21 protein-coding genes are annotated in these 22,268 nt (G+C 42.5%); 3 read left to right on the top strand and 18 right to left on the bottom strand.

Annotation, left to right across the window (positions count from 1 at the left end):
- Positions 1 to 51: 51 nt before the first annotated feature.
- From yhbY to B7709_RS02480, 5 genes are all read right to left on the bottom strand, one after another.
- On the bottom strand, positions 52 to 363 hold the full coding sequence (gene yhbY, locus B7709_RS02460; RefSeq protein ID WP_000060169.1) for a ribosome assembly RNA-binding protein YhbY: 312 nt from the start codon (positions 361 to 363) through the stop codon (positions 52 to 54).
- A 211-nt stretch (positions 364 to 574) separates the two neighbouring features.
- Positions 575 to 1,681 (bottom strand): ribosome biogenesis GTPase YqeH, encoded by a 1,107-nt coding sequence (yqeH, locus tag B7709_RS02465; RefSeq protein ID WP_084971377.1) that lies wholly within the window; start codon positions 1,679 to 1,681, stop codon positions 575 to 577.
- A gap of 2 nt (positions 1,682 to 1,683) precedes the next feature.
- Positions 1,684 to 2,211, bottom strand: a complete 528-nt coding sequence (locus tag B7709_RS02470; protein WP_006153778.1) for a YqeG family HAD IIIA-type phosphatase — start codon at positions 2,209 to 2,211, stop codon at positions 1,684 to 1,686.
- A 14-nt stretch (positions 2,212 to 2,225) separates the two neighbouring features.
- On the bottom strand, positions 2,226 to 3,134 hold the full coding sequence (locus B7709_RS02475) for a magnesium transporter CorA family protein (RefSeq protein ID WP_049536684.1): 909 nt from the start codon (positions 3,132 to 3,134) through the stop codon (positions 2,226 to 2,228).
- Between the two features lie 57 nt (positions 3,135 to 3,191).
- The gene (locus tag B7709_RS02480) at positions 3,192 to 3,752 is read right to left on the bottom strand and encodes a mechanosensitive ion channel family protein (protein WP_162279144.1); all 561 of its coding nucleotides are present in this window, start codon (positions 3,750 to 3,752) and stop codon (positions 3,192 to 3,194) included.
- A gap of 150 nt (positions 3,753 to 3,902) precedes the next feature.
- On the opposite strand from B7709_RS02480, the gene sstT reads away from it, so the two are divergent.
- Together sstT and B7709_RS02490 are read left to right on the top strand one after the other, a co-directional pair.
- Entirely contained in the window at positions 3,903 to 5,114 is a 1,212-nt protein-coding gene (sstT, locus tag B7709_RS02485; RefSeq protein ID WP_084971381.1) for a serine/threonine transporter SstT, read from the top strand.
- Between the two features lie 49 nt (positions 5,115 to 5,163).
- The gene (locus B7709_RS02490) at positions 5,164 to 6,117 is read left to right on the top strand and encodes an aromatic acid exporter family protein (protein WP_084971383.1); all 954 of its coding nucleotides are present in this window, start codon (positions 5,164 to 5,166) and stop codon (positions 6,115 to 6,117) included.
- Positions 6,118 to 6,154: 37 nt separating this feature from the next.
- Here the strand turns inward: B7709_RS02490 and asp5 are convergent, their stop codons facing one another.
- The 13 genes from asp5 to B7709_RS10305 all read right to left on the bottom strand — a co-directional run bounded on the left by asp5 (position 6,155) and on the right by B7709_RS10305 (position 21,949).
- Positions 6,155 to 6,379 carry an accessory Sec system protein Asp5 gene (gene asp5 / locus B7709_RS02495; protein WP_084971385.1) on the bottom strand — a complete coding sequence of 75 codons (225 nt, stop codon included), beginning with the start codon at positions 6,377 to 6,379 and terminating at the stop codon, positions 6,155 to 6,157.
- Between the two features lies 1 nt (position 6,380).
- A complete protein-coding gene (asp4, locus tag B7709_RS02500; RefSeq protein WP_061454277.1) occupies positions 6,381 to 6,560 on the bottom strand; it encodes an accessory Sec system protein Asp4 in 180 nt (59 codons plus the stop codon).
- Between the two features lie 229 nt (positions 6,561 to 6,789).
- Positions 6,790 to 9,168, bottom strand: a complete 2,379-nt coding sequence (secA2, locus tag B7709_RS02505) for an accessory Sec system translocase SecA2 (RefSeq protein WP_084971387.1) — start codon at positions 9,166 to 9,168, stop codon at positions 6,790 to 6,792.
- Positions 9,155 to 9,595: an accessory Sec system protein Asp3 gene (gene asp3, locus B7709_RS02510; protein ID WP_084971389.1), complete on the bottom strand. Its 441-nt coding sequence runs from the start codon at positions 9,593 to 9,595 to the stop codon at positions 9,155 to 9,157. The genes secA2 and asp3 overlap by 14 nt, the downstream gene beginning before the upstream one ends.
- Positions 9,592 to 11,121 (bottom strand): accessory Sec system protein Asp2, encoded by a 1,530-nt coding sequence (asp2, locus tag B7709_RS02515; protein ID WP_084971390.1) that lies wholly within the window; start codon positions 11,119 to 11,121, stop codon positions 9,592 to 9,594. Before asp2 ends, asp3 begins: the two co-directional genes overlap by 4 nt.
- Positions 11,105 to 12,685: an accessory Sec system protein Asp1 gene (gene asp1, locus B7709_RS02520; RefSeq protein ID WP_084971392.1), complete on the bottom strand. Its 1,581-nt coding sequence runs from the start codon at positions 12,683 to 12,685 to the stop codon at positions 11,105 to 11,107. Before asp1 ends, asp2 begins: the two co-directional genes overlap by 17 nt.
- 9 nt (positions 12,686 to 12,694) lie before the next feature.
- Positions 12,695 to 13,912 carry an accessory Sec system protein translocase subunit SecY2 gene (gene secY2, locus B7709_RS02525; protein WP_084971394.1) on the bottom strand — a complete coding sequence of 406 codons (1,218 nt, stop codon included), beginning with the start codon at positions 13,910 to 13,912 and terminating at the stop codon, positions 12,695 to 12,697.
- Positions 13,913 to 13,997: 85 nt separating this feature from the next.
- The gene (locus B7709_RS02530; protein ID WP_084971397.1) at positions 13,998 to 15,230 is read right to left on the bottom strand and encodes a glycosyltransferase; all 1,233 of its coding nucleotides are present in this window, start codon (positions 15,228 to 15,230) and stop codon (positions 13,998 to 14,000) included.
- 20 nt (positions 15,231 to 15,250) lie between these two features.
- Positions 15,251 to 17,686, bottom strand: coding sequence for an SP_1767 family glycosyltransferase (locus B7709_RS02535; RefSeq protein WP_084971399.1), 2,436 nt, complete (start codon positions 17,684 to 17,686; stop codon positions 15,251 to 15,253).
- Positions 17,687 to 17,695: 9 nt separating this feature from the next.
- Positions 17,696 to 18,706, bottom strand: a complete 1,011-nt coding sequence (locus tag B7709_RS02540; protein WP_084971401.1) for a sugar transferase — start codon at positions 18,704 to 18,706, stop codon at positions 17,696 to 17,698.
- 21 nt (positions 18,707 to 18,727) lie between these two features.
- A complete protein-coding gene (locus B7709_RS02545) occupies positions 18,728 to 19,591 on the bottom strand; it encodes an acyltransferase (protein WP_239822492.1) in 864 nt (287 codons plus the stop codon).
- A gap of 2 nt (positions 19,592 to 19,593) precedes the next feature.
- Positions 19,594 to 21,687, bottom strand: coding sequence for a glycosyltransferase (locus B7709_RS02550; protein WP_084971404.1), 2,094 nt, complete (start codon positions 21,685 to 21,687; stop codon positions 19,594 to 19,596).
- Positions 21,688 to 21,835: 148 nt separating this feature from the next.
- Positions 21,836 to 21,949, bottom strand: coding sequence for an LPXTG cell wall anchor domain-containing protein (locus B7709_RS10305; protein ID WP_275655629.1), 114 nt, complete (start codon positions 21,947 to 21,949; stop codon positions 21,836 to 21,838).
- Positions 21,950 to 21,986: 37 nt separating this feature from the next.
- On the opposite strand from B7709_RS10305, the gene B7709_RS10310 reads away from it, so the two are divergent.
- A partial coding sequence (locus tag B7709_RS10310; protein WP_275655630.1) for a hypothetical protein occupies positions 21,987 to 22,268 on the top strand: 282 nt, incomplete at its 3' end.

Consider the following 22,268-nt stretch of genomic DNA (forward strand, 5'->3'; position numbering starts at 1 on the left):
AGGCTCGTCTTCCTTTAATTCTCTGTAAAAACAGTTGTTTGGAGTAGGTGTTTAGATTTCTTTAACTTTCTTGGAAATCTTGCGATTTTCTTTCTTGCTGGATTGTTTAAACAAGATCAAGATGCGTCCGATTTTTTGGACAGTATCCACACCGATTTCTTCTTCCAAGATTTCAGCTACTTCGTGGATGTTTTCATCTGTGTTTTGTAAGAGAGTAACCTTGATCAATTCACGCGCGTCAAGAGCTTGACGGACGCTAGTTTTGATTTGGTCGTTGAGACCATTTTTTCCGATTTGGATGATGGGTTTGAGGGTGTGTGCCTGGCTGTTGAGGAAGGCACGTTGTTTTGATGTTAATGACATAATCTTTCTTCCTTTTTTGATAGTTATTTTAGGTGGTGAGGGACGGTCGGAACTAATTTTCCAAAGATTTCATCTTTGAAAAATGGATTTCCTAACCTCACACTTGAGCCTAGGTCTCAAGTGTGCCCCTTGCCAATCTAACGATTGGCAATCACACCACGGCAATAACTATCTTTTTATGAGCTCACTTTGTTCGCTCAGTGATTTTATTTTAAATAATTGCTTTTCGTGTGACGACGGCGACGCCTTCTGGTGCCCAGACGGCGACTTTGGCAGTGCCTGTTACTCGGATCCAGCCTAGTCCTGAGATGACCAGGTCAGTCTTGTCCTTGATGCTAAAGACATGTTGGACTAGTTTGGGAAAATCTTCTTTTTCTTTACTATTTGGTGGTGTGAGAAGGGTTCCGAGGTGCTTGTCGTAGAAAGCACTAGCCCCTTGAAGCTTAGTACGGTGAAGTTTGAGTTCATTATCAAAGAAGGCTGTAAAACCTTGCTTTTCTCCTGCAATAAAGTCAAAGCGTCCGAGACCACCTAAAAATAGGGTTTGTTCAGGATTGAGCTGATAGGTTTTGGGCTTGATTTCCTTTTTAGGACTGACATACTTGAGGTTTTTAGCCGTCAAGTAGTGAGCCATCTGGTGGAGATGGATAATCCCCGGCGTATCGTAGATATAAGATCCGTCATCAAGTGGGATCTCAATCTTGTCCAAGGTTGTCCCTGGGAATCGCGAAGTCGTAATGACATTCTGGTCACCCGTGATTTCTTGGATAATGGCATTGATAAGGGTTGATTTTCCAACATTGGTTACCCCAACGACATAGACATCGCGTCCCTTACGGTAATGCTCGATTTTGTCAATGACTTCCTTGATGGCATGTTTGTTTTGAGCTGAAGTTAGGACGACATCTACTGGACGAAGACCTTCCTCGTGGGCACGTTCCATGAGCCACTGGCTAATCTTGCCCGGTTTAACAGACTTGGGCAGGATATCTTTTTTATTTCCAACCAAGAGGACATCATTGCCCGATACAAAGCGTGGCAAGCCTGGGATGACAGAACCATTAAAGTCAAAGATGTCAATGACATTGACCACCAAGGCATCACTGTCTCCCACCTCGTGCAAGAGCTTGAGGAAATCATCGTCCGTCAACTGGACATCTGTAATTTCATTGTAATGGCGGAGACGGAAACAGCGTTGGCAATAGACTTCGCCTGTCTCCAACCCTTTTTCGAGTGCCGACTGGGGCGTAAATCCAAGACCAGCCTTGTCTGTCGTCTGAATGGTTGCTCCACAACCAATACAGAGAATTTCTTCCATAGTTAAATTCCTTTTTTATATGTAATCGGTCCGTACTTTTCAGTAATTTGCTTCATGACACGGCGCTCGCGAGCTCGGTTAATCTGCGTCTTGATAGAGTCATGTTGGACCAAGGGTTTGACCAAAATTGAGCGAATTCCTGCACGATGCGCTGCACGAATATCCGTCATGAGTTGGTCGCCGACCATGACCACTTCATTTTTCTCATAGTGAAATTCCTTCATAGCACGATCAATCCCAAATGTGAAAGGTTTCAAGGCCCAATAAACGTAATCAATTCCAAATTTCTCAACTGCACGTTGAACTCGTTTTTTGGTATTATTTGATACGACGATGATGCGAATACCTGCATCCCGAAGGTCATGTAGCCACTGTTTCATCTCTGGTGTCCCATCAGGGTTGTTCCAAGCAATGAGGGTATTGTCCAAATCGACCAAAACAGCCTTGATTCCCTGCGCCTGCAGGCTTGGGACTGTCAGATCATAGACTGCTTCCACAGCAAAATCTGGCATATAGTTTTCAATCGCCATTCTGGCTCCTTTTCTTAACTTTTTTTCGCAATTTTTCTCAAAATCAATGACAAGACCAACCATAAGACCGCACTAGCCAAGCTGATGTAGACCCAAGCATAGGGCTCGTCTGTGAAGGGGAGGGGAACATTCATCCCGAAGAAGCCCGTCACTACTGCCAAGACTGCTAGTAAAACTGAAATAATGGTCAAGGTTGTCAAGTTATCATTCAGGTTATTATTCAAAATGTTGTTGTAAGAGGCTGAGAGTTGTTGCAGAACTTGAGAAATCAAATCGGTCATCGAAACCAGCTGATGAGCCTCAATCATGGCATCATCAAACTGTTCTCTCTCAACTTCGTTAAATCTGCGATAAAGGGCATGTCCTTGGATATGTTCTAGCAACATGCGATTCTGCTTGGCAGCCGCTGTCAGATAGACCATACCAGTCTCCAAGTCGGAAAGGGCAAAGAGGTTTTTCTTGGTCGTTCGCTGACGCAAGAGGCCATTGACCTCATCCTTACTCTTGTCCATCTGCTCGATGACAGGATAGTAGGCATTGCTAATGATTTCCAGACTAGCAAAGAGAAATTTGTAGATAGAAAGCATGTCATGACTCTCTAAATAACGTGTCATCTGTTCAATCACATAGGCATTTTTCTTATTGCTAATCGTAATCAAGCGCTGATGTTCTACGATAAAGGTCATGGGAAAGGCTTCATAGTATTCCTTGTCCTTTTTCAAATCCAATACATTGTAGATAAAGGTGACGGTTCCACTTTCGCGGTGGTAGTCCATGTGGGCGCGCTCATTTCTATCCAGAGCATACTCGATGGTTTCCTTGTCCAATCCATAGATTTCAGAGAGATCTTCTAGTTTTTTCAATTTCCCCAAATCTAGGTTAATCCAAGTGCATCCATTGCCCAACTGCTTTTCTACAAACATATTTTCTCCTTTACCAAACTCTTTCTATTGTACCACAAATTTGCCAAAATAGCAGACCTACTCTGTGCGGGAAAAGTTGCTGACAACAGTGATATTTCGGTTTGGAACAAAGTGAAGGGCTTGATCCTCACTTCGAAGTTGGGTCGTGCGGATTCCTACACTGACAACCTTGCCAGAGACGGTAATCGGTCCATTTGTGAGAACCACCTCGTCGCCCACATCTAGTTGGCGTTCAAAGAGGATGAAAAAGCCATTGATGACATCGGATAGAAAGCCTTGTGCCCCCATACCGATAGCCACCCCAGCAATCCCTGCCCCAGCAAGGAGGCTGGAAACCGGCAAGCCTAAAATGGACAGGATACAGTAGATCAAAAAGAAATAAAGAATGTAGTTAAAGACATTCTCCAGCAAACGAGAGATGGTCTTTTGCCTTCCTGCATCTCGATTTGAAAATTTAAGCGAGGGCTTGACAATCTTTCGGACAGTCGCGTGAAGCATCTTTTTAGCTATATAAAATAGCAGAAGCAAAATCAAAAGAGAAATCACCTTGGTCAAGAGATTCTCTAAAATGGTTGTTAAGTTAAGTCTATCAAAATAACCTTGAAAAAATTCTCGCATACAAAACTCCTTTTTCCTATTATACCATAAAATCACCTGTCTCATTTCTTTCATAATTATTCAATTATCGCTCTATTTTTCAAAATATCACTTGCCTCTATAGCATATTTATACTATAATTATAAACAATACATTTTGAAGGAGACTGCTATGAAACGAATCATTAGAGCCTGGACTAAGGCAAGCCTCATCAAACGAATCCTCATTGGAATGATCTTGGGAGCAACATTCGGGATGCTCTTTCCAAGCCTTACAGGAATTGGTCTGCTTGGAGACCTCTTTGTAGGCGGACTGAAAGCTATTGCTCCTATTTTGGTTTTTGCCCTTGTTGCCAATGCCCTTTCCCAGCACCAAAAGGGACAAAACACCAATATGAAAACGGTCATCTTTCTATACTTACTTGGAACCTTTGCTGCTGCTTTGGTAGCCGTTCTAGCGAGTTTCTTACTACCTGTACAAATCACCCTGACCAGTGCAAATACAGAAGTTGCTGCTCCTGACGGTATCGGTCAAGTCCTCAGCAACCTCTTGCTCAAACTGGTGGACAATCCCCTAAATGCTATTGTTGAAGCCAACTATATCGGGATTCTCTCTTGGGCAGTCATCTTTGGCTTGGCTATGAGAGAGGCAAGTAAACACAGTAAAGAATTACTGAAAACCATGGCAGATGTCACCTCTAAAATCGTGGAATGGATTATCAATCTAGCTCCCTTTGGGATTTTAGGCTTGGTGTTTAAGACCATCTCTGACAAGGGCATTGCCAGTCTGGCTAACTATGGTGTCCTCCTAGGACTCTTGATCGCCACCATGGCCTTTGTCGCTCTCATCATCAACCCACTCATCGCCTTTCTCTTTATGAGGAAAAATCCCTATCCTCTTGTTTTGAAATGTCTACGTGTTAGTGGTATTACAGCCTTTTTCACTCGTAGCTCTGCTGCCAATATCCCAGTCAATATGAAACTCTGTCAAGATCTGGGACTGAATCCTGACACCTACTCTGTTTCCATCCCGCTTGGGTCGACCATCAATATGGCTGGCGCTGCTGTTACCATTAACATCCTGACCCTGGCTGCTGTTAATACGCTAGGGATCTCTGTAGACTTTGGAACAGCTTTTGTCCTCAGCGTAGTAGCCGCCATTTCTGCCTGCGGTGCCTCTGGAATCGCTGGGGGTTCGCTTCTCCTTATTCCTGTCGCTTGTAGCCTCTTTGGGATTTCCAACGACTTGGCTATGCAAGTTGTCGGAGTCGGTTTTGTGATTGGTGTCGTGCAAGACTCTTGTGAAACAGCTCTAAACTCTTCTACAGACGTTCTCTTTACAGCGGTTGCTGAGTATGCTACAAACCGAAAACCTCGGCCCTAGTACCTGATTCCTCGTCGGACTCTCTATTTTACTATTATAGGAAATTCTCATGTCTATCACTCAACGTACGACAAAACTGATCTTGGCGACCTGCCTCGCTTGTTTTCTCGCTTATTTTTTAGATTTATCTTCGGCTGTTTCAGCTGGTATTATCGCCCTCTTAAGCCTTTTCGACACGCGTCGAAGCACACTGAAATTAGCACGTAACCGCCTCTTTTCCATGCTTCTAGCGCTAGCTATCGGTGTTCTAGCCTTTCAGCTGACAGGCTTTCACATCTGGAGCCTGGGCCTCTACCTGGCTCTCTATGTGCCTCTTGCTTACAAAATGGGCTGGGAAATCGGCATCACACCTAGCAGTGTCTTAGTCGGTCATCTCTTGGTACAGGAGTCTACTTCTCCAGCTCTCTTGCTCAATGAAGTGCTCCTCTTTCTCATCGGGACAAGCTTTGCTCTATTGGTCAACCTTTACATGCCCTCTCGCGAGAAAGCCATCCAAAGCTACCACCTTCAGGTCGAAGAAAAGTTAAAAGACATCCTGCTTCGCTTTAAATACTATCTGTCAAGAGGCGACGGACGCAATCAAGCCCAACTCGTTGACGAATTGGATGAGCTTCTTGAAGAAGCCCTCAAGCTGGTCTATCTGAATCACTCGGACCATCTCTTTCACCAAACGGACTACCACATCCACTACTTTGAGATGAGACAGCGACAAAGTCGCATCCTGCGAAATATGGCCCAGCAGATCAATACCTGTCACCTAGCCGCTAGTGAGAGCTTGATTTTAGCCCAGCTCTTTGCTAAGATTGCTGCCCAGCTAAGCCAGACCAATCCTGCTTATGACCTACTTGATGACATCGAACGCTATCTGCAAGTCTTCCGCAATCGGAGTCTCCCTAAAACACGCGAGGAGTTTGAGACCCGCGCCACTCTCCTGCAGCTACTACGCGAAGCCGAAACCTTTATCCAGGTCAAGGTCGATTTTTATCAGAAATATGGAAACTAGAACGCAAAGAACCTCAGAGGACTTCCTCTGAGGTTCTTTACTGATAGGTCACCACCATAAAAACGAGGAGCAATACAAACAAGGCTATGCTAATCAAGAGAGTTAAAACTTTTACCAAGCGATTGCTCTGCCAGTAGCCTGGTTTTCCGATATTGCTGGTCGCATCCATGGAAAAGAGTTGGCTTTGGCGAGGTTGGATGAGAATCAGGACAATCAAGGCGACGGCTAGGATTATGCCTACAATCATCAAAACTTCCATCATTTCACCTCAAGATTCCTAATAATGTAAAGATCAGGCTAATAAGGATGAGCAAGCCAAGTAAAATAGAGAAAGTTTTACTGATTTTTTCTCCTTGGCTAGGCTTTTCTTTCTTAAGAGCTCCTTGCTTTAACTCTTCCATGCGTCCTTCGACATCCTTGTAAAATAGATCTTTTTTTGTCATACTTCCTCCTAATAACAAACGTACTACTCAATATATCTAAATCGAGAAAGGAAAAAACTGAGTCAAGTACTTCCATCAACTTCAGCCAAACAGCTAGACTAGTGCTAAAACTAGAAACTCACATAGCTGTTGGCATATTTTATTAGACTAGTCTACTTCTGGGACTGCCTATGTGACTCCGTCAATCCTGCCCTAGATTTACATTGTAAATTGTCATCTGATTCTCTTTTTATGGAAAATGAGTAAGAATCTTCCCTTTGGGCGTTACTTCCACAATCCCCATGAGAAGATTGCGGACCATATCTGTACGGATTTGTTGCTTCATGGTTTCAAATCCAGCATAGGCTTCCTGATAGTATTCCACGATAGGGTTCTTTTGAGAAGCTGACTGGCTCCCGATTGCTAGACTGAGCTGTTGGAGATAGTCGACTTGCTCAACCCAATTGTCATCAATCGCCTTGAGCATGGATATTCTCAGAAAAGAGTCATAGAGTTGGTGAGGTTGGAGGACTTCCTTTTTAGCTGCGATTTCTTTGGCTATTATCTCCTCTAGTAATTCCCGAATCTGATCTGCATCAGCTAAATCCAAATCAGCTGGTAATTCTCTCATCCCAAAGCTAATATTGGTCACGATAAAGTGAAAGAGTTCTTGAGGGCTACTATAGGATTTTTCTAAGATTTGTTTGGTATAGTCTGCCAGTATATCCTCAAGGATATGCCCTAAATCACAGCTCCCATCTAGCAAGCAATCTCTTTCTTTATAGACCATTTGGCGCTGAATATTGACACTTTCTGCATACTCTAAGGTTTGTCTGCGCGCTGATCGACTGGCACTATCACTAGCCTCTTGAGCTTTTCTGACAAGATTGCGGTACTTACTAGCCTTGAGTAGGTTGGGTTTCCTGATGTCCTCTACTTGATAGTCTTGATACAGGTCATGAACCCAAGACGGCCCAAACTTTTTGATCACATCATCTTCAAGCGACACGAAAAATTGAGACATACCTGGATCACCTTGACGGCCAGATCGCCCTCTGATTTGCAGGTCAATCCGTTGGCTCTCCATTCGCTCGGTACCAATCACTATCAAACCGCCTAACTCTGCTACCCCTAGACCGAGTTTGATATCTGTCCCTCGACCTGCCATAGAAGTTGCAACAGTCACTGCCCCCATCTGACCAGACTCTGCGATGATTTGGGCTTCACGCGCCGCATGATTGGCATTGAGGACATTGTGGGAAATCCCTTCTCGCAAGAGCAAGGACGAGTAAAGTTGGGACATTTCTACAGACCCTACAAAGACCAGGAGTGGATTGCCTTTGGAATGATAGGTCTTGATTGCTTCAAGAGAAGCATACACTTTCTCAGGAAGGGTTACATAGAGATTGTCAGGATGGTCAATTCGCTTAAGTGGGCGATTGGTCGGAATACGAATGACAGACATGTTGTAGGTTTCGAAAAACTCTTTTTCTGCCACCTTTCCTGTTCCTGTCATACCTGAGATTTTGCGAAACATCTTAAAGAGACTCTGGTAGGTGATAGAAGCCATGGCTCTGGTTTCAGGAGAGAGTTTCACATGTTCCTTGGCTTCGATGGCTTGATGGAGACCTCCTTGAAGCTTGGTCATTTCCATCAAACGTCCTGTTCCCTTATCCAACAAAACCATCTCTTGCCCTCGAACCAGATAGTCCTTGTCCTTGGTAAAAAGCGTGTGGGCTCTGAGAGCATAGACCAGATGCCGAACATAAGTTGCGTACTCTTCCTTGTAGAGATGATCGATTCCTAGGAATCCTTCAACCGTATGGGCTCCCTTTCGGGTCAACCAAACTTGGTCTTTTTCTTCCTTGTAGATGTAGTCTTCTCCCTGAACCAAGGTCGTCACTAGGGTATCAATCATCCCATAATAGTTAGACTGGACGCGGGGAGACCCTGCGATGATCAAGGGTGTTTGAGCACTATCGAGTAGAATGTCATCGATCTCATCGATGATGACATAGTTAAAGGGAGGCAGGAACTTCCCCTCACTAGTAGAAGCAAGATTGTCATTGAGATAGTCAAATCCCAATACACTATTAGTCGTGTAGACGATATCTGAGGTGTAGATTTTTCTTTTCTCTGCGGCAGTCAAGTCCTCTTTTGGATCCTCTGAAAAGGGCAGACCGACAGTTAGACCTAAAAATTGGTAGACCGGTCCCATTTCTTCTGCATCTCGTTTAGCTAGATAGTCATTGGTCGTGATCAGCATACTGCCTTTACCCGTTAGAGCATTGAGGTAGAGGGGCATGGTTGCAGTCAGGGTCTTGCCTTCACCCGTATTCATCTCAGCCACATTTCCTTGGTGGATCACAATGGCACCCATGACCTGCACATCATAGGGAAAGAGACCTAAGACACGTTTGTCTGCCTCACGTACAAGGGCATAGGCTTCTACCAACAGCTCATCCAAGGATTCTCCTTGGGCAAGACGCTGGCGAAATTCCTCTGTCTTGGCAGCCATTTCCGCATCACTGAGAGCAGCCATCTCTTCTTTGAGGTCATTGATTTGGCTTAACAGTTTCTTGACCCTTCTCAGTTGTCTTTCCTGATAAAAATGATTAAACACCAGCATCCTCCTCAATAGAAAACGAAGCAAAATCAAGAGCCTCAAATCCTGCACTAATCAAGGAAAGTCGATACGTGTAGGCCGTCTCAGGGTAGGTAAAAGTAAAGGAAAATTGCCTTTCAATCTTCTCCTCGATGATTTCCTCATAACGGTTTAAGAAGGTCAGTTTGATGTAAAGGCCATTAGCTGGTTGAACTCGCATCTTCATAGATAGACGGTAGGTGTGATTTTTCTTGAGAAGAGGGAGACTCGGCTGACTTCTGGTGGCCTGATAGTTGACACTGGAAAACCAGGTTTTAAGGGTTTCTCCTGAAGCTAGTAAAGGGTTTTTTAGTGTGACACGGCCATCTTTATGATAGACAATCTGGCTACCATAAAGATAAGTGGCTCCCATCTCGCCCCACCTAATATCTTCTCTCTTGATGATAATCATGTCTCACCTCTTCCGTATTCTTCTAGTATCATCTTGTAAAAATGAATAAACCAGGCAACGTTTGTACCTGTGTCATCATTGTGTCGACCTGCGGTTCCTTTGGACAAGATCTTGGCTCCTGTCTGACAAAGTGTCTCCACTAGCTGGTCATAGGCACCACTATCCATATCCTCGTCCTTCATGTATGAAAGACCAAAGGTCGTCTGGGAAAAATCAGCTTTTTTAAATTGGGTCCAGAAGCGTTGATCCAATTCCTTCATGTCTTTTAGGCTCACTCCTCCTGTCTGAAGGTGCAAGACATCAAAACTGGTCGGGAAAACTCCTGGCGCTTCTAGTCGGCCCCTCTGTGCGATGGTCCCTAGATTTGTCAATGGTTTTCCTACTACGATTCCTTTGGGTTCAAAGTAGGATCCATAATAGAGTGCTGGGAAGGTTCCCATGGATAGCCCGGATAAGATCAAGCCACTTCTATCCAAACCTAGATAGTCTAAATAGTACTGGATGGTTGCTTGAATCTTATCTTCCAATTCCTCAGTTCCTAGGTAAAAGGCTCCTCCTTCTAATCGGGGGTCCGAAAAGAGGAGAAAAGGGCATTGGAGATTCTTCATCATCCAGTAACCCTCAAAGCCTTCCGCGGGACGGTAACCTGAAAAATAGACTGCTAGAGGAGGTTTGAAATCCCCCGGGTGAAAGAAATAGTTAATTTCCTCACGTTTTTTGTCATGCAGGATATTGCCTCCGAGAACAAATTTTCCAAACTGTTTCCGGCTCCAGCGTTGGTGGAGATTGCCGATGTTGACTTTTCCCTGACCACGCGCTTCAAGAGAAATGCTCAAATAAGCGTCATAGTCTTGTTCTACAATGACTGCTTGGGCAAAGTCTGCTTCCTCGAGGAGGATTTCCTGGCTAATCTCTGAGATAGATCCTGCTGGGAATTTTCGCAAACGCAGGCGCAAGTCTACCGTCTCAGTCTTTTCATATTCGAGCCAGAGTTCGATTGGAGCATGGGCTTGGGCAAACTGATTATAGGCCCAAGAGGTTAGCTGGGTATAGTTCTTGCCAAAATCACCTTCCAGCTCCAGATACTCAAATCCTTGATAAGAGGCAGATCCTTGAAAACTCGGATGAATCCGTATCGCAGCCGGACTCAGCTTGTCCCCATAACCACCTTCAAAGAGGGAGGTGGAAAGGTCTCGAACAAAGCCCTGTCGGTCTGACAGGTCCATCGCTTGCATGCAGTGCTGTTTTATGAGGTCCTGAATGTTTTTATCTTGACTTACAAACTGTTCTGGATAGAAAACCGTATAGGGTTCCAAGCTAGATGAAAAAGGCAGCAAATCTCCTAAATAAGCTCCATCCGTAAGAATGACAGCATGAAAGTGTTCTAGGTCATTCTCATCCATGATTTTCTGGATGGCAGACGGTGTATTTGGAAGAACATGGTACCAGTCTAGTTGGGCTGGTAGGGCAAGTGTATCTCGCCAATCCTCTGGACCGATTTGCAAAATATTATATTTCTTTTCCATGAGTCACCTCCTCCAACCACTTTTCTAGCTTGATCAGGAATTGCTCCCCAGTGTGTTCCTTTATCTTTTCAATCGAATGAATCAGGGAGTCGTTCCATACTTGCAGGCTGTCGAGATAGTAATGAGCAGCTTGCGCAAAATCCGCAATATTCTCCAACAGATACCCATTCTTCTTATGGCTGACATACTCTGTTTTGACCCTGTTGATTTGAGGGATGCCAGCACTGATTCCCGCTATCTGGGTATAAAGGAGAGGCTGACTGTTCAGATCGACAATCAAACGAACAAATTCCAACTGCTTGATTAACTCCGACTCATCCTTCATATTGACAAACGAATAGCGCTTGCTCTGATGGCGATTGTCCTCAAGCGGATTTTCAGCTCCTTGGTAATCAACTTCCTTCTCCAGTTCTTGGTCTTGAAACTGCTCTGCAATCATCTCTGCAACTCGTGTTTCCAGTTGTTTCATTTCTTCTTGACTAGCAGTAAAGGCTCCAAAGACCAACTCCGTATCCTTGTTTTCAGAAAGGAAATGCAAGACCTGATAGAGCGCTTGGTCCTCTATCCCCTGCTCAAAGTCCAGTTGATAGTAGAGGATTGACTCCTTCCGAGTCTGACTCTTTCCCAGCTCCAAGCGGGTATCAAAAGGTGATAAATGACGAAACTTCATTGCTTGTTCTGAAAAGGCAGACTGAGCCAAGTGCAAGGTGTCCTCTCTGTCGACCAGAACAAGGTCCACCTTATCAAGCAGACCTGCCAACTGAGGTAGTTGTTCTTGAGGATTTCGTCCGATAAAAAGGCTGAGAATTTTAGTTGTTTGGTAAGGCAATCGTTCTAAAAGAAAAGCATTGTGCTGGTCACATGCAGGCAGAAAATAGGTCGCTCCTTCCTCAGGGAGTTGAGCTATTTTCTTCTCAAAAAATTCAGCAATCAATTCTCCCATATCTTGGTAAGCCTCTTTTTGGAAGCGAAAAGCAAAGATAGGATTGACCTCGATACGGCCATCATCTTGCAAGTACTCTCTAAACTGCCACAGTCCCTTGGGATTGAGGTAGTCTTGGTAGAGAGCCTGTCCCTCTTCGTAGTAAATCACACTGGAAACCAGTCCCCGATCATCCATCAGGTAGTTGGCAGACAAGAGCCCATCTTCCTTGAAATACTGAATCGTACTGATAAAACCTTCAATCCCATGCTCCACCTGAGCATAGGGCTTTCCATTTCTCAAAACTAAAATGGTAAAGGGACTGTAAACAAACTCGCAGTCCTCTTCCCACTCAATATCTCTGACCTGCAAGACCTGCGGTCGAATCTCATGAAAATCCTGCAATTCATCAAATAAGGAATAAACTGGTGCTTCTAAAATACCTTGGCGATGGAGAAAATAGCGAAGATGAGGCTGATAGGACAAAAGGAGGACCTGTGCAGGAATCCCTTGGCGTTGCATCAGGCGAATCTGATTGAAGGTGTCATCAAATTCTAGCTTAAAATGAGAAAAATACCAGGGTGTCAAATCGGCATGCCAGGGACGTTCCTTGCCATACCAGGCTGGGATAAAGTAATACATCAAAACCTCCTAGAATAGTGGCTGATACCTTTCATTTAGTCGGAGCGCCTGCAGTTCGTCGTGAATCGTAAAGAGCATGCCACTCAAAATTAAAAAGAGTCCGGGAATCATGCTGACTTTGAACAGACTCTCATCCTTCAAGACAAACAAGATTGGAAGTCCAGCCAAGGTAACGTTAAAGACTGCACCTATCAGAGCAAATCGGAGAACCAAGCGATTGATAAAGCGACTGGTATCCTCACCGGGATAGACTCCGTAGATGTAATCTCCTGATTGCTTCATCCGATCTGCGATCTGTTGACCACTCACATTGACAAAGGCAAAGGCAATGCTAAAGACAAAGAGGATAAGGATATAAGCGTATATCCACAAGGGTTTACCCATCGCATACTGCTCCAGTATGGCAGGGTAGAGCGGATTGCCCTTGTCCAGATGTTGAAGCAAGATCAAGAGATAAGAAGGCAAGCCCATGAGACTCATCACATACATATAAGGCATGCCACCTGCAGGATTGAGCATGATTTCCAGATAAGAATAGCGTTTAAAGCGAGAATGGAGCCCGATTTTATTGATAGGGATGCGGTATCGCGCTCGATAAAAGAAAACGACTAGATAGGTAAAGAGGACACCAAGCACTACCAATAGGAAAAGCAGCCAAGGAGATATCTTATGAACTTGGACCGATTGGAGGATGTCCTGAGGGAGTGAAGCCACCATACTTGCCAATAAAATGACGACAGGGCCTCCAACTCCGATAGACGCATTGATGTCCGACAGCCAAACTAAGAAGAAGGTCCCTGCAACCAAAAGGCTGGTATTGAGGAGAAAGACCAAGAAGGGATTGTAGGGAGCTTGGACAGGGAGGTTTGTCGTCAAGGCCAAGGCCTGAATCAAGGCAATCCCTAACGTCAAGTACATTTTCCGTCTATCCTGAACTTCCGAAGAAACTGAGTTTAAGCCCAGTTTCTTTGAAAAGGAAAACATCTGCCACAAGATCATAGCTGACATCCAAGGTGAAAGCCCGATGGAAAAGAGAGAGAGACTGCGAAGATTTCCACCAGTCAGAGCTACTGAAAAGTCCAGATAGGCTGCGCTTCCTCCGAGAAAATCCCGACTATTGAGATCAACAAAAGGAAGAGCCAGACGACTCCCGAGCACATAAATAAAGAGCAAAAACAGGGTGCGCATCCCTTTTTTTACCGCTATCGATGAACGAAATTCTTTCACTAGCTCCTCCTTTTCATTTTATCTTTCTGTCCTGTCACACGGGAACAATCTTGTCCTTCCATCTTAGAATTTTCAAATCTCTATCTCAGTTTTCGTGAGTTTTATCATCCAGATAAGCCTTCAAAGTAGCCACCATTTCTTCTGGTCTTTTTACTGAGAAAATACCCGCATAGGCACTTTGAGGTAGTTCCTGCGACTGGGTATTGTCAAAAGTCAAGATCGGTTTCTCAAAGCGTGAAATATAGTCATAAACAACACTCAACTTGTCATCGTGGTTAATATCAAGATAGACATCTGTCTGCTGGATCAATTTCTCAACCAAGAGAGGGAAGGTGTTGGGATAGAGGGTCACATTTTCAAAACGTGACAAGAGCATGAGTTCAGGTGCCATCGTCGTATAGGCTGCGATGTAAAAATGCACCTCTGGCAAGGCTTGAACCAGATAGTTGATTTTCTCAAGATGCCAGGAGTTGGTCAAATTAACACAAGTCATAACTGGCTGATAGACTGTGACTGGATAGTCAACTCCTGCCTGACGCCATTTTTCAGTAATGGCAGACCACTCCATCAGATGATAGTGCCACCAAACCTCACGCAAACGCCCAACTGAATGAGTGTTCCAAGGTTTGTCCTGAGAGAGGAAATGCAAGATGGCTGGCAGGGGCTCTAGGGGAATCTGGAAGATAAACTCATGTCCATGTGAGGCAGCCCCACTGTCAAAACCAATCTGGAAATTATAGTTCTGATCCAGAGGAGCATAGCTGTCATGAAAGAGCATATTGAGGATGGACTGGTCTCCTTCACTCACATGTTGGTGTTCCCGCTCCGTCAACTCAACTAGCTCTTGTCTCACAGCTTCAGCTCGCCATTTTTTGTTATTGATCAAGAGTACACCTGCATTAAAGCCAACTCCAACTCCAAAACAAGATGGTGCAGCAGCCAGGTAGTTTTCGCCTAAGTCCATTTCAAAGAGAGCCGTCAGATCAGCCGTCACAACCAAATCACTGTCCAAGTAAAGAACCTTGTCCTCTTCGACAAAATCAGGGATAAAATAACGGGCAAAGGTCATGTGATTGATATGGGGCAGTTTGTTGCTCCAGTTCATCTGAAACTGGGCGCCAAGCATCTTGACATCCACTAATTCACCGCCCATTTGCTCTACTATCGGTCTGAGAGCACGGAACCACTCCTGGGGAATATCCTGGTTAAAGATATAGACCTTGACATGACTATTATGATAGCAGAGAGACTTGAGCGCTGTTTCAATCTGACGAATATAGGCATAATCTCCTGCGAAAATAACAGAATGTTCTTTCATTCTCTCTCCTTTATGTAACATTATTTTGATAAATCAGCCACGATTTGGCTTGTATAGGTTTCATCTTCGATAAATTCAATATCTTGATCAAAATTATACTCCGCAGTATGCTTATGGTTGAATTTGATTTTGGTTTTTGCTCCCATCTTCATCCACTCATACTCAGAATCTATATGACCAATATCAAGTACCTGATAGCCGTTTTTCGTTAGGCGATAGGCCAGTACTTTAGCAGTAGGACCCAGCATACAGAGAATCAAGCGTCCATTTGCGTGTTTATAAATTTCCTTTTCGATTTCGTCAACACGTGAATAAGCACTATGTGACGGGCAAATGATTCGCTGAATCGACTTAGCATCAGCAAAGAGATCATTCCCTACACCCGAACGTGAAGTTGCACCTTCTATCAAGAGAAGATCACGTCCCTTCCATATAGACTTCAGCTTAGCAAATTGCTCGTTTGCTTGCGTTTTATCTTCAAAATCAATATACGGGCGTGAAACAAAGGTCGATCCATACCAGGAATCACTAGACAAAGATTGATAAAAATCCGCATAGTGATCCAAATGAATTTTCCAAAAATCAATAGCCCACCAAGTAAAAATAAAGCGATTCTGGAAGATATCTGGTAGACATATTACGGTGTCTTCGCTAGAGGGAAGAGAAATAATCTCTCTCATTGTACTTACTAATTCTTCATCATAATCTTGATAAGGGATTGAATGCCCTGCAAGGAGATTGATTTCCCCATCCCCAAAACGGATCAAAGAAGCATTATTTTTAATAACATAGTCAAGGGTTGCATCAATCCCTTTAACTTCGGGAAACTTACTCTGTTCTTTTAAAGCATTTCCTGCCAGCATCAATCGAAGGTCTGCCAGCATCTGTTCTGGATGTTCGCTAGAATACAATCGTTGACCATGACAGCCGTTTTGAGATTTATAAAAAGCTAACATTGGTTTGGAAAGACTTGCAATTTCTGCCACAATATCACTTGTCGAATTCTCCAAGTTAATATCGAGGTAGACATCCATCTGGTTTTTAAGTCTCTCAAACTCATCTCTAGAGATGGCAGGATACAGATAAATATTCTCATGTTTCTGAGATAATGCATATAGTTTTGAGCCCATATCCGTCCAAGCAGCGATGTGAAAAGCGATTTCAGGACACTCGGTTGCCAAATTTCCTAGACCTTCCAGTTCTTGAGAGGCTGTAAAGGTCAAAGCGTGAAATTGAGGTTCTAAATTTTTCGTAAATCTACCATTTTGCTGATAATCTTGAATCGATTCTATCATCCCAGCTAGAGAATCCACTACTCTTTGGCCGTATTCTCCATGTTTGGTTGACAAAAAAGAAAGAATAGGCACATCATTTTTTTGCATTTTTTCTAAAACTGACTGAACCTCTTGCCCATGATTGATATCTAAATATAGATTAGCTTTTTCTTCTAATTGATGTAAAACAGGCGGAACTACTTGAGGATATAGGCGGACGTTTTCATGAACGGATAAGGTTAGTAATTTTTCTCCCATGTCCGTCCAAGCCGCAATATTAAAAGTGATTTCTGGAAGACTGACAACTAATTGGTGAATGACTTCTAATTCTTGTGAATTTGTCACAATCAAACAACTGAAAGTCTCTCTCTTGGATGAGTTTAGTTGAAATTCTCCCCAGTGGTGTTGAAACATTTGAGTCCATTCCATGTCATGTACCTGCCACCACAACTCTCTATATCTATTTGCAATTAAAGTTGTCCATGGTTTTCGATAGGTCGTATAATGGATAATCACCGGAGACTGAACTTCTTCTAAATGCCCCTTCCAGTTGTTATAGAAGGCAACAATATCATGTCCCACTTGAAGATTAAAGGAACGATCCAACTCTAGCCATTTTTCTTTACACACCTGGTTAATAATCGTTTGATCTCCATTAAAATCTAAAAAGCGTCCCTCTTCTATCTCTTTTTGCATAAACTGACTTTGCTGAACCAGTTTGTCCTCTAGATTTTCCTCTCTCCACTTGGCATTATTGATCAGCATAACACCCGTATTAAAGGTGACACCATCTGTATCCATGACAGCTGCCAATAACTGATCTCCTAGATTTATTTCCCACAAGTCATCCAAAGGAGCATTGACAATTAAGTCACTATCCAAGTATAACACCTTGTCTTCTACAATGAGGCTAGGGATAAAATAACGAGCATAGGCTATCTGACTAATATGATTTTGAGTCCCCCAATTTTGGAAAATATTGCCCTGAGGTAACTTTACATCAATCACATCGCCCCCTAAAAGACGCGCTATTTTTCTTGGTTTTCGAAACCAGTCTGGCATGATATCTTGATTTAGAACATAGACATTTATATTTTTATTATGATAGAAAATTGATTTTAATGTCGTCTCTAATTGAGATAGATAGTGACAGTCTCCTGCCATTACGATTGTTTTCTTCATCTGTTTTTCCTACCTTACTCCCAGTTGAAAAATAGCCTCAACCAAGATTTTTTTCGTAAAATATCCCTCTTTTAATAGATAACTAAACATTTCGATACGCCTTGTCATATCACAGTATTTTTCTTCAGTTATGGATGAGACAAGCTGACTCGCTTCTTCTAGAGTCTCAACCGCAAAACCCAAGCCCTGTTCAACAATAAACTGCATCGTTGAAAGATTTTTGGGAACAATAACAGGAATTCCAGCAGCTAAGTAAGTACTAACTTTATGAGAAAGATTCATTCCATAATAGTCTCTATTTTCTCCTGGATTTTCAGTAGTCCCCCATACCAAACCAAATCCTCCTTTTGAAAGCTCTAAAAGGAGTTCCTCATCTCGTTTCCAGCCTTCTACTATAAAAGTTGGTGCTTGATTTTTTCCGATTGGTTGATTTGAAAAGACTCTCAAGGGGATTGGGTGGGACCAATTTAGCAATCCTGGAAAGCGTTCCAAACTTCCTGCAAAGAAAATTTCCCTTTTGAAGATTGGCTTATAGAGGGCTAAAGAATGAGGGTGGTCCCACATCCCTTGGATCAGTATTTTGGGATTTTCTAGCCCTTCCTCAAGCAATCGTTTCTTCATCTTTTCCGAAGGCACTATCAATACATCTGCCTGCTGATACAAATAAAGATAATCCTTCATAAGATAATAATTGCTATCAAACATTAGGGGAACAACATCATGAATAAAAAGAACCAACTTAACTTGCATGTCTTTAAGTTTATCAATAAATAAGCGATCAAACTCAACACCATTCCACGTAGGTGACTGAAAAACAACAATATCCCCGATAGAAACACTCGACATAATGCCATCTATGCGTTTGTTCATTTCAGACTTGCTATCTGCTGTGATAGGATAAAAATAAACTCCTAGTTCACGAAAACCTAAAGTTGAGGCAATATTTTGGACTGCATTCTGGGCTAAGATGACTGTGCTGTCTCCCGCCATCCCATATAGATTCGTTAGATGTAGTTTCATATTGACCTTTCTAGTCTTTAACTATTTTCTTGGCTTGATCAGGATATCTCCGTTATTGTAGACAATGCTGTTTGCAGGAATATCTTGGCGTATCAAACAACCGGCTCCAATTACAGTATTATCACCAATTCGAACACCTTTCAAAATGGTTACATTGCTACCAATCCAGCAATCCTTCCCCACCATTATGGGAGCCATCTTCCACTCCCACTTTTCAATCCTTTCTGCTGTATAAGTATGATCATGGTCATAAAAACGGACACCTTCTCCAATCATGGTTCCAGATCCGATTTCGATGCGGTCAATACAGTTTATACTACAGTAGTTATTCAAAAAGACTCCTTCATAAAGAATAAGCTTTCCAGCAGGTAGTTGAAAACTCTCAAAATTACGGCAAGTAACCTTCTGAGCGACACATAGACTAGCTGAGGAACCTATCTCAAAGGAATTCCATATGCCTTCCTGATAAATACGGTCCAAGTCATTTACGGTGATATGAGGCTGATTCAAACAATCTAAAATCGCTTCAACCATTGCTTGAGGAGTAGAGGAAGAATAGCATTCTTGTCCTTGTTGACCATGCACAGTATTATCAAAAGCAAGAACTCTCTTACCAGCCTGAGAAAACCGTGCCACCACCTGATCTACTTCTTCATAATGGTTGATATCCAGTAACACATCACAAACTCTCATCAAAAAAGAAAGACTAGCTTCATCAGTTACTGTATGTAAGCGCACATTTCCCTTTGATTGTAATTCTAACATTCTATCTGAAAATACAACGGGAGCTGCAATATGAAAACAAACTTGTGGGAGCTGGTCCAAGAGATACAGCAAGTGTTCAATCTGGTCACTAACAGTTAAAATCAAAGCATCGCCAATCATCTTTAGAACCATCCTTTCGCAAATTCTTTCAGTTTTTCAATCATATCTCCGACTTGATCCGTCTGATACGTTAGCTGTCCCATGTCTATCGTTTTAGTATTTTCAAAAGCCAAGACAGGTTTTCCATTTTCTGTAAAATATTCTAAAAATTCCTCCGTCTTTTCCCCGTGATTGATATCCAAAAGAACTTGACAGTCCTCTTTTAGCTCTCTATCCAAATCAACTAAATAGTTGATTCCTGAATAGAGGGTGACATTCGGATACCGAACCATTTGCGCCAAGGAGTCACTGACCAATACTCGTGCTGCAATTTTAAATTGAATCTCTGGTAAGGATTGAACCAATGTTTCAATTTGTTCAATATGGTCTGAGGCTGTATAGGTGAGACAAGTGAACGGTTCCTTTATCGGATAAAGGTGAGATTTTTGTAATGGATGTAAATGATGATTTTGTCCTAATTCTGTCCATTCAAGCCCATGGTAGTACCACCAAACATCTCGATAAGTTTGTGCCGCCAAATCTTTCCACGGTTTCCTATGGGAAAGATAATGAATAATAGTAGGATAATCCTGACCTACAGGCAACTGATAATCAGTGAACTGCTTATGAATGACAATATGATTATAATCAAAATCCAATTCCAACCATTTATGTTCAAAAAGCATATTTAAGATACTCTGATCCGCCTGATCAACCTTATCATGCCATTCATTGGTCAAATCAATCAACCTTTGAGTCATACTTTCTTGCTTCCACAAATCATTATTAATTAAGAGAACACCTGCGTTAAAGATTTCCCGACCGAAATAGGCTCTACCTCCAAAATCTCTAACAGCAGCCAAAGGATAATCTTGTAAGTCTGTTGCAAACAATTCATCAAGATTTCTCGTTACAACTAAATCACAGTCCAAGTAGAGGGCCTTGTCTTCTTGCACGAAATCAGCTATAAAATAGCGTAAAAAAACAGTGTAACTAATATCTGTCTTATACCTTGAAATCTGCTCGGATGTCACCCTACAATTGATAATTTCTGAATCAAACTTCTCTATGCGCTTATTTAATTGCTTAATCCATTCATTAGGAAAATCGCTATTAATCAGATAAAAACGAATCGAGCGATTGTGGTAACAGATAGACTTGATAGTAGTCATTACTTGGTCTACATAGGAATAGTTTGCTGCTAGGACAATGGCTTTCTTTTGTATTTTCTTAGTTTTTTCAAGCTTGTCTAGTAGATATTTTTTTGCCTCAAACTCTTTATAGGTGGAAGTTTCTTCTAAGCCACTGACCTTCCCATTAGAAAGACTCCCTTCTAACATCTGACGATAAATAGCTAAATGTTTTTCTAAAGGATATCCTAGACTAGCTAATAAAGTGATACGTTCAGACATAGCATCAACCAAGGCATGCATCCACTTTTCTGTCCAAGATCTGGACAAACTATTATTTCTGATGCGATAAGAATAGATTCCATTATGGATATAAACAATCTTTTCTGCCAACAGATAAATCTTTTGATTGAGGTAACCATCCTCTCCTAATTTACCTATGTCGAAGCGCAACCGCTCGAATAATCCTGCCTTATAGAGTTTACCCCAAGCAGATATCAAAGCAAAACTCTTCATTTCTTGGGATTCATATAAGTTCTCAAATATGGAAACATTATCATATACCCTCTCGTAATAGGAGTCTCCTGATATATGAAAGTAGAACATTCCTTCACTTTCGTTGAAAGAATAGTAATTCCCAACTGCAATATCAGCCTGATACTCTGTTATTTTTTTGTATAGGGTTTCTACATAATTTGACTCAATCCAATCATCTGAGTCAACAAAAGTTACGTAATTTCCAGACATATTATTCAGACCGGTGTTTCGTGCGGCAGAAATACCAGCATTTTCTTGTTCTATATAGATAATTCGGTGATCCATTTCTGAAAATTCTTTACAAATCTCACCTGAAGCATCCGTAGAACCATCATTAACGACAACAATCTCAATATTTTTATATGTTTGAGCAATAATACTATCTAGGCATTTTCTTAGATAGCTTTCCACATTGTAAACCGGTACAATGACCGTTATTTTATCATCCACTAGCGATTTTCTCCTTATATTTATTATACAATTTTTTAGTCAAAATTTCAGCTATATAATAGTAAAAACCCCTTGAAAATTCTAATTTTTCAAGGGGTTTCTATGATTTACGTGCACGAGTTAGTTTAGCCTAAATTTATAGGTTATCTTACTCTTCTTCATCACGTTTACGGCGTTTCGCAACCAATCCAATACCTGTAACTGCTGCTAAAGCTCCTAAAAGCACGGATAATTCGGAAGCTTCTGTACCTGTATTCGGCAATTGCTGTCTAGTCTTACCTGCTGACTCTGATGCGCTTGTGCTTGCTGATGCTGAAGCACTTGTTGAAGCCGACGCGCTTGCTGAAGTGCTTACTGATGCTGAAGCACTTGTCGAAGCAGACACGCTTGCTGATGTGCTTGCACTTACTGAGGCACTTGTTGAAGCAGATACGCTCGCTGACGTACTTGCTGATGCTGACGCGCTCGTTGAGGCAGACGCACTCGCTGAGGTACTTGCTGATGCTGAGGCACTCGTTGAAGCAGACGCACTCGCTGACGTGCTAGCACTTACTGAGGCACTCGTTGAAGCAGATACGCTC

Source organism: Streptococcus oralis subsp. dentisani (genome assembly GCF_002096335.1).
Taxonomy (GTDB): Bacteria; Bacillota; Bacilli; order Lactobacillales; family Streptococcaceae; genus Streptococcus; species Streptococcus oralis_Z.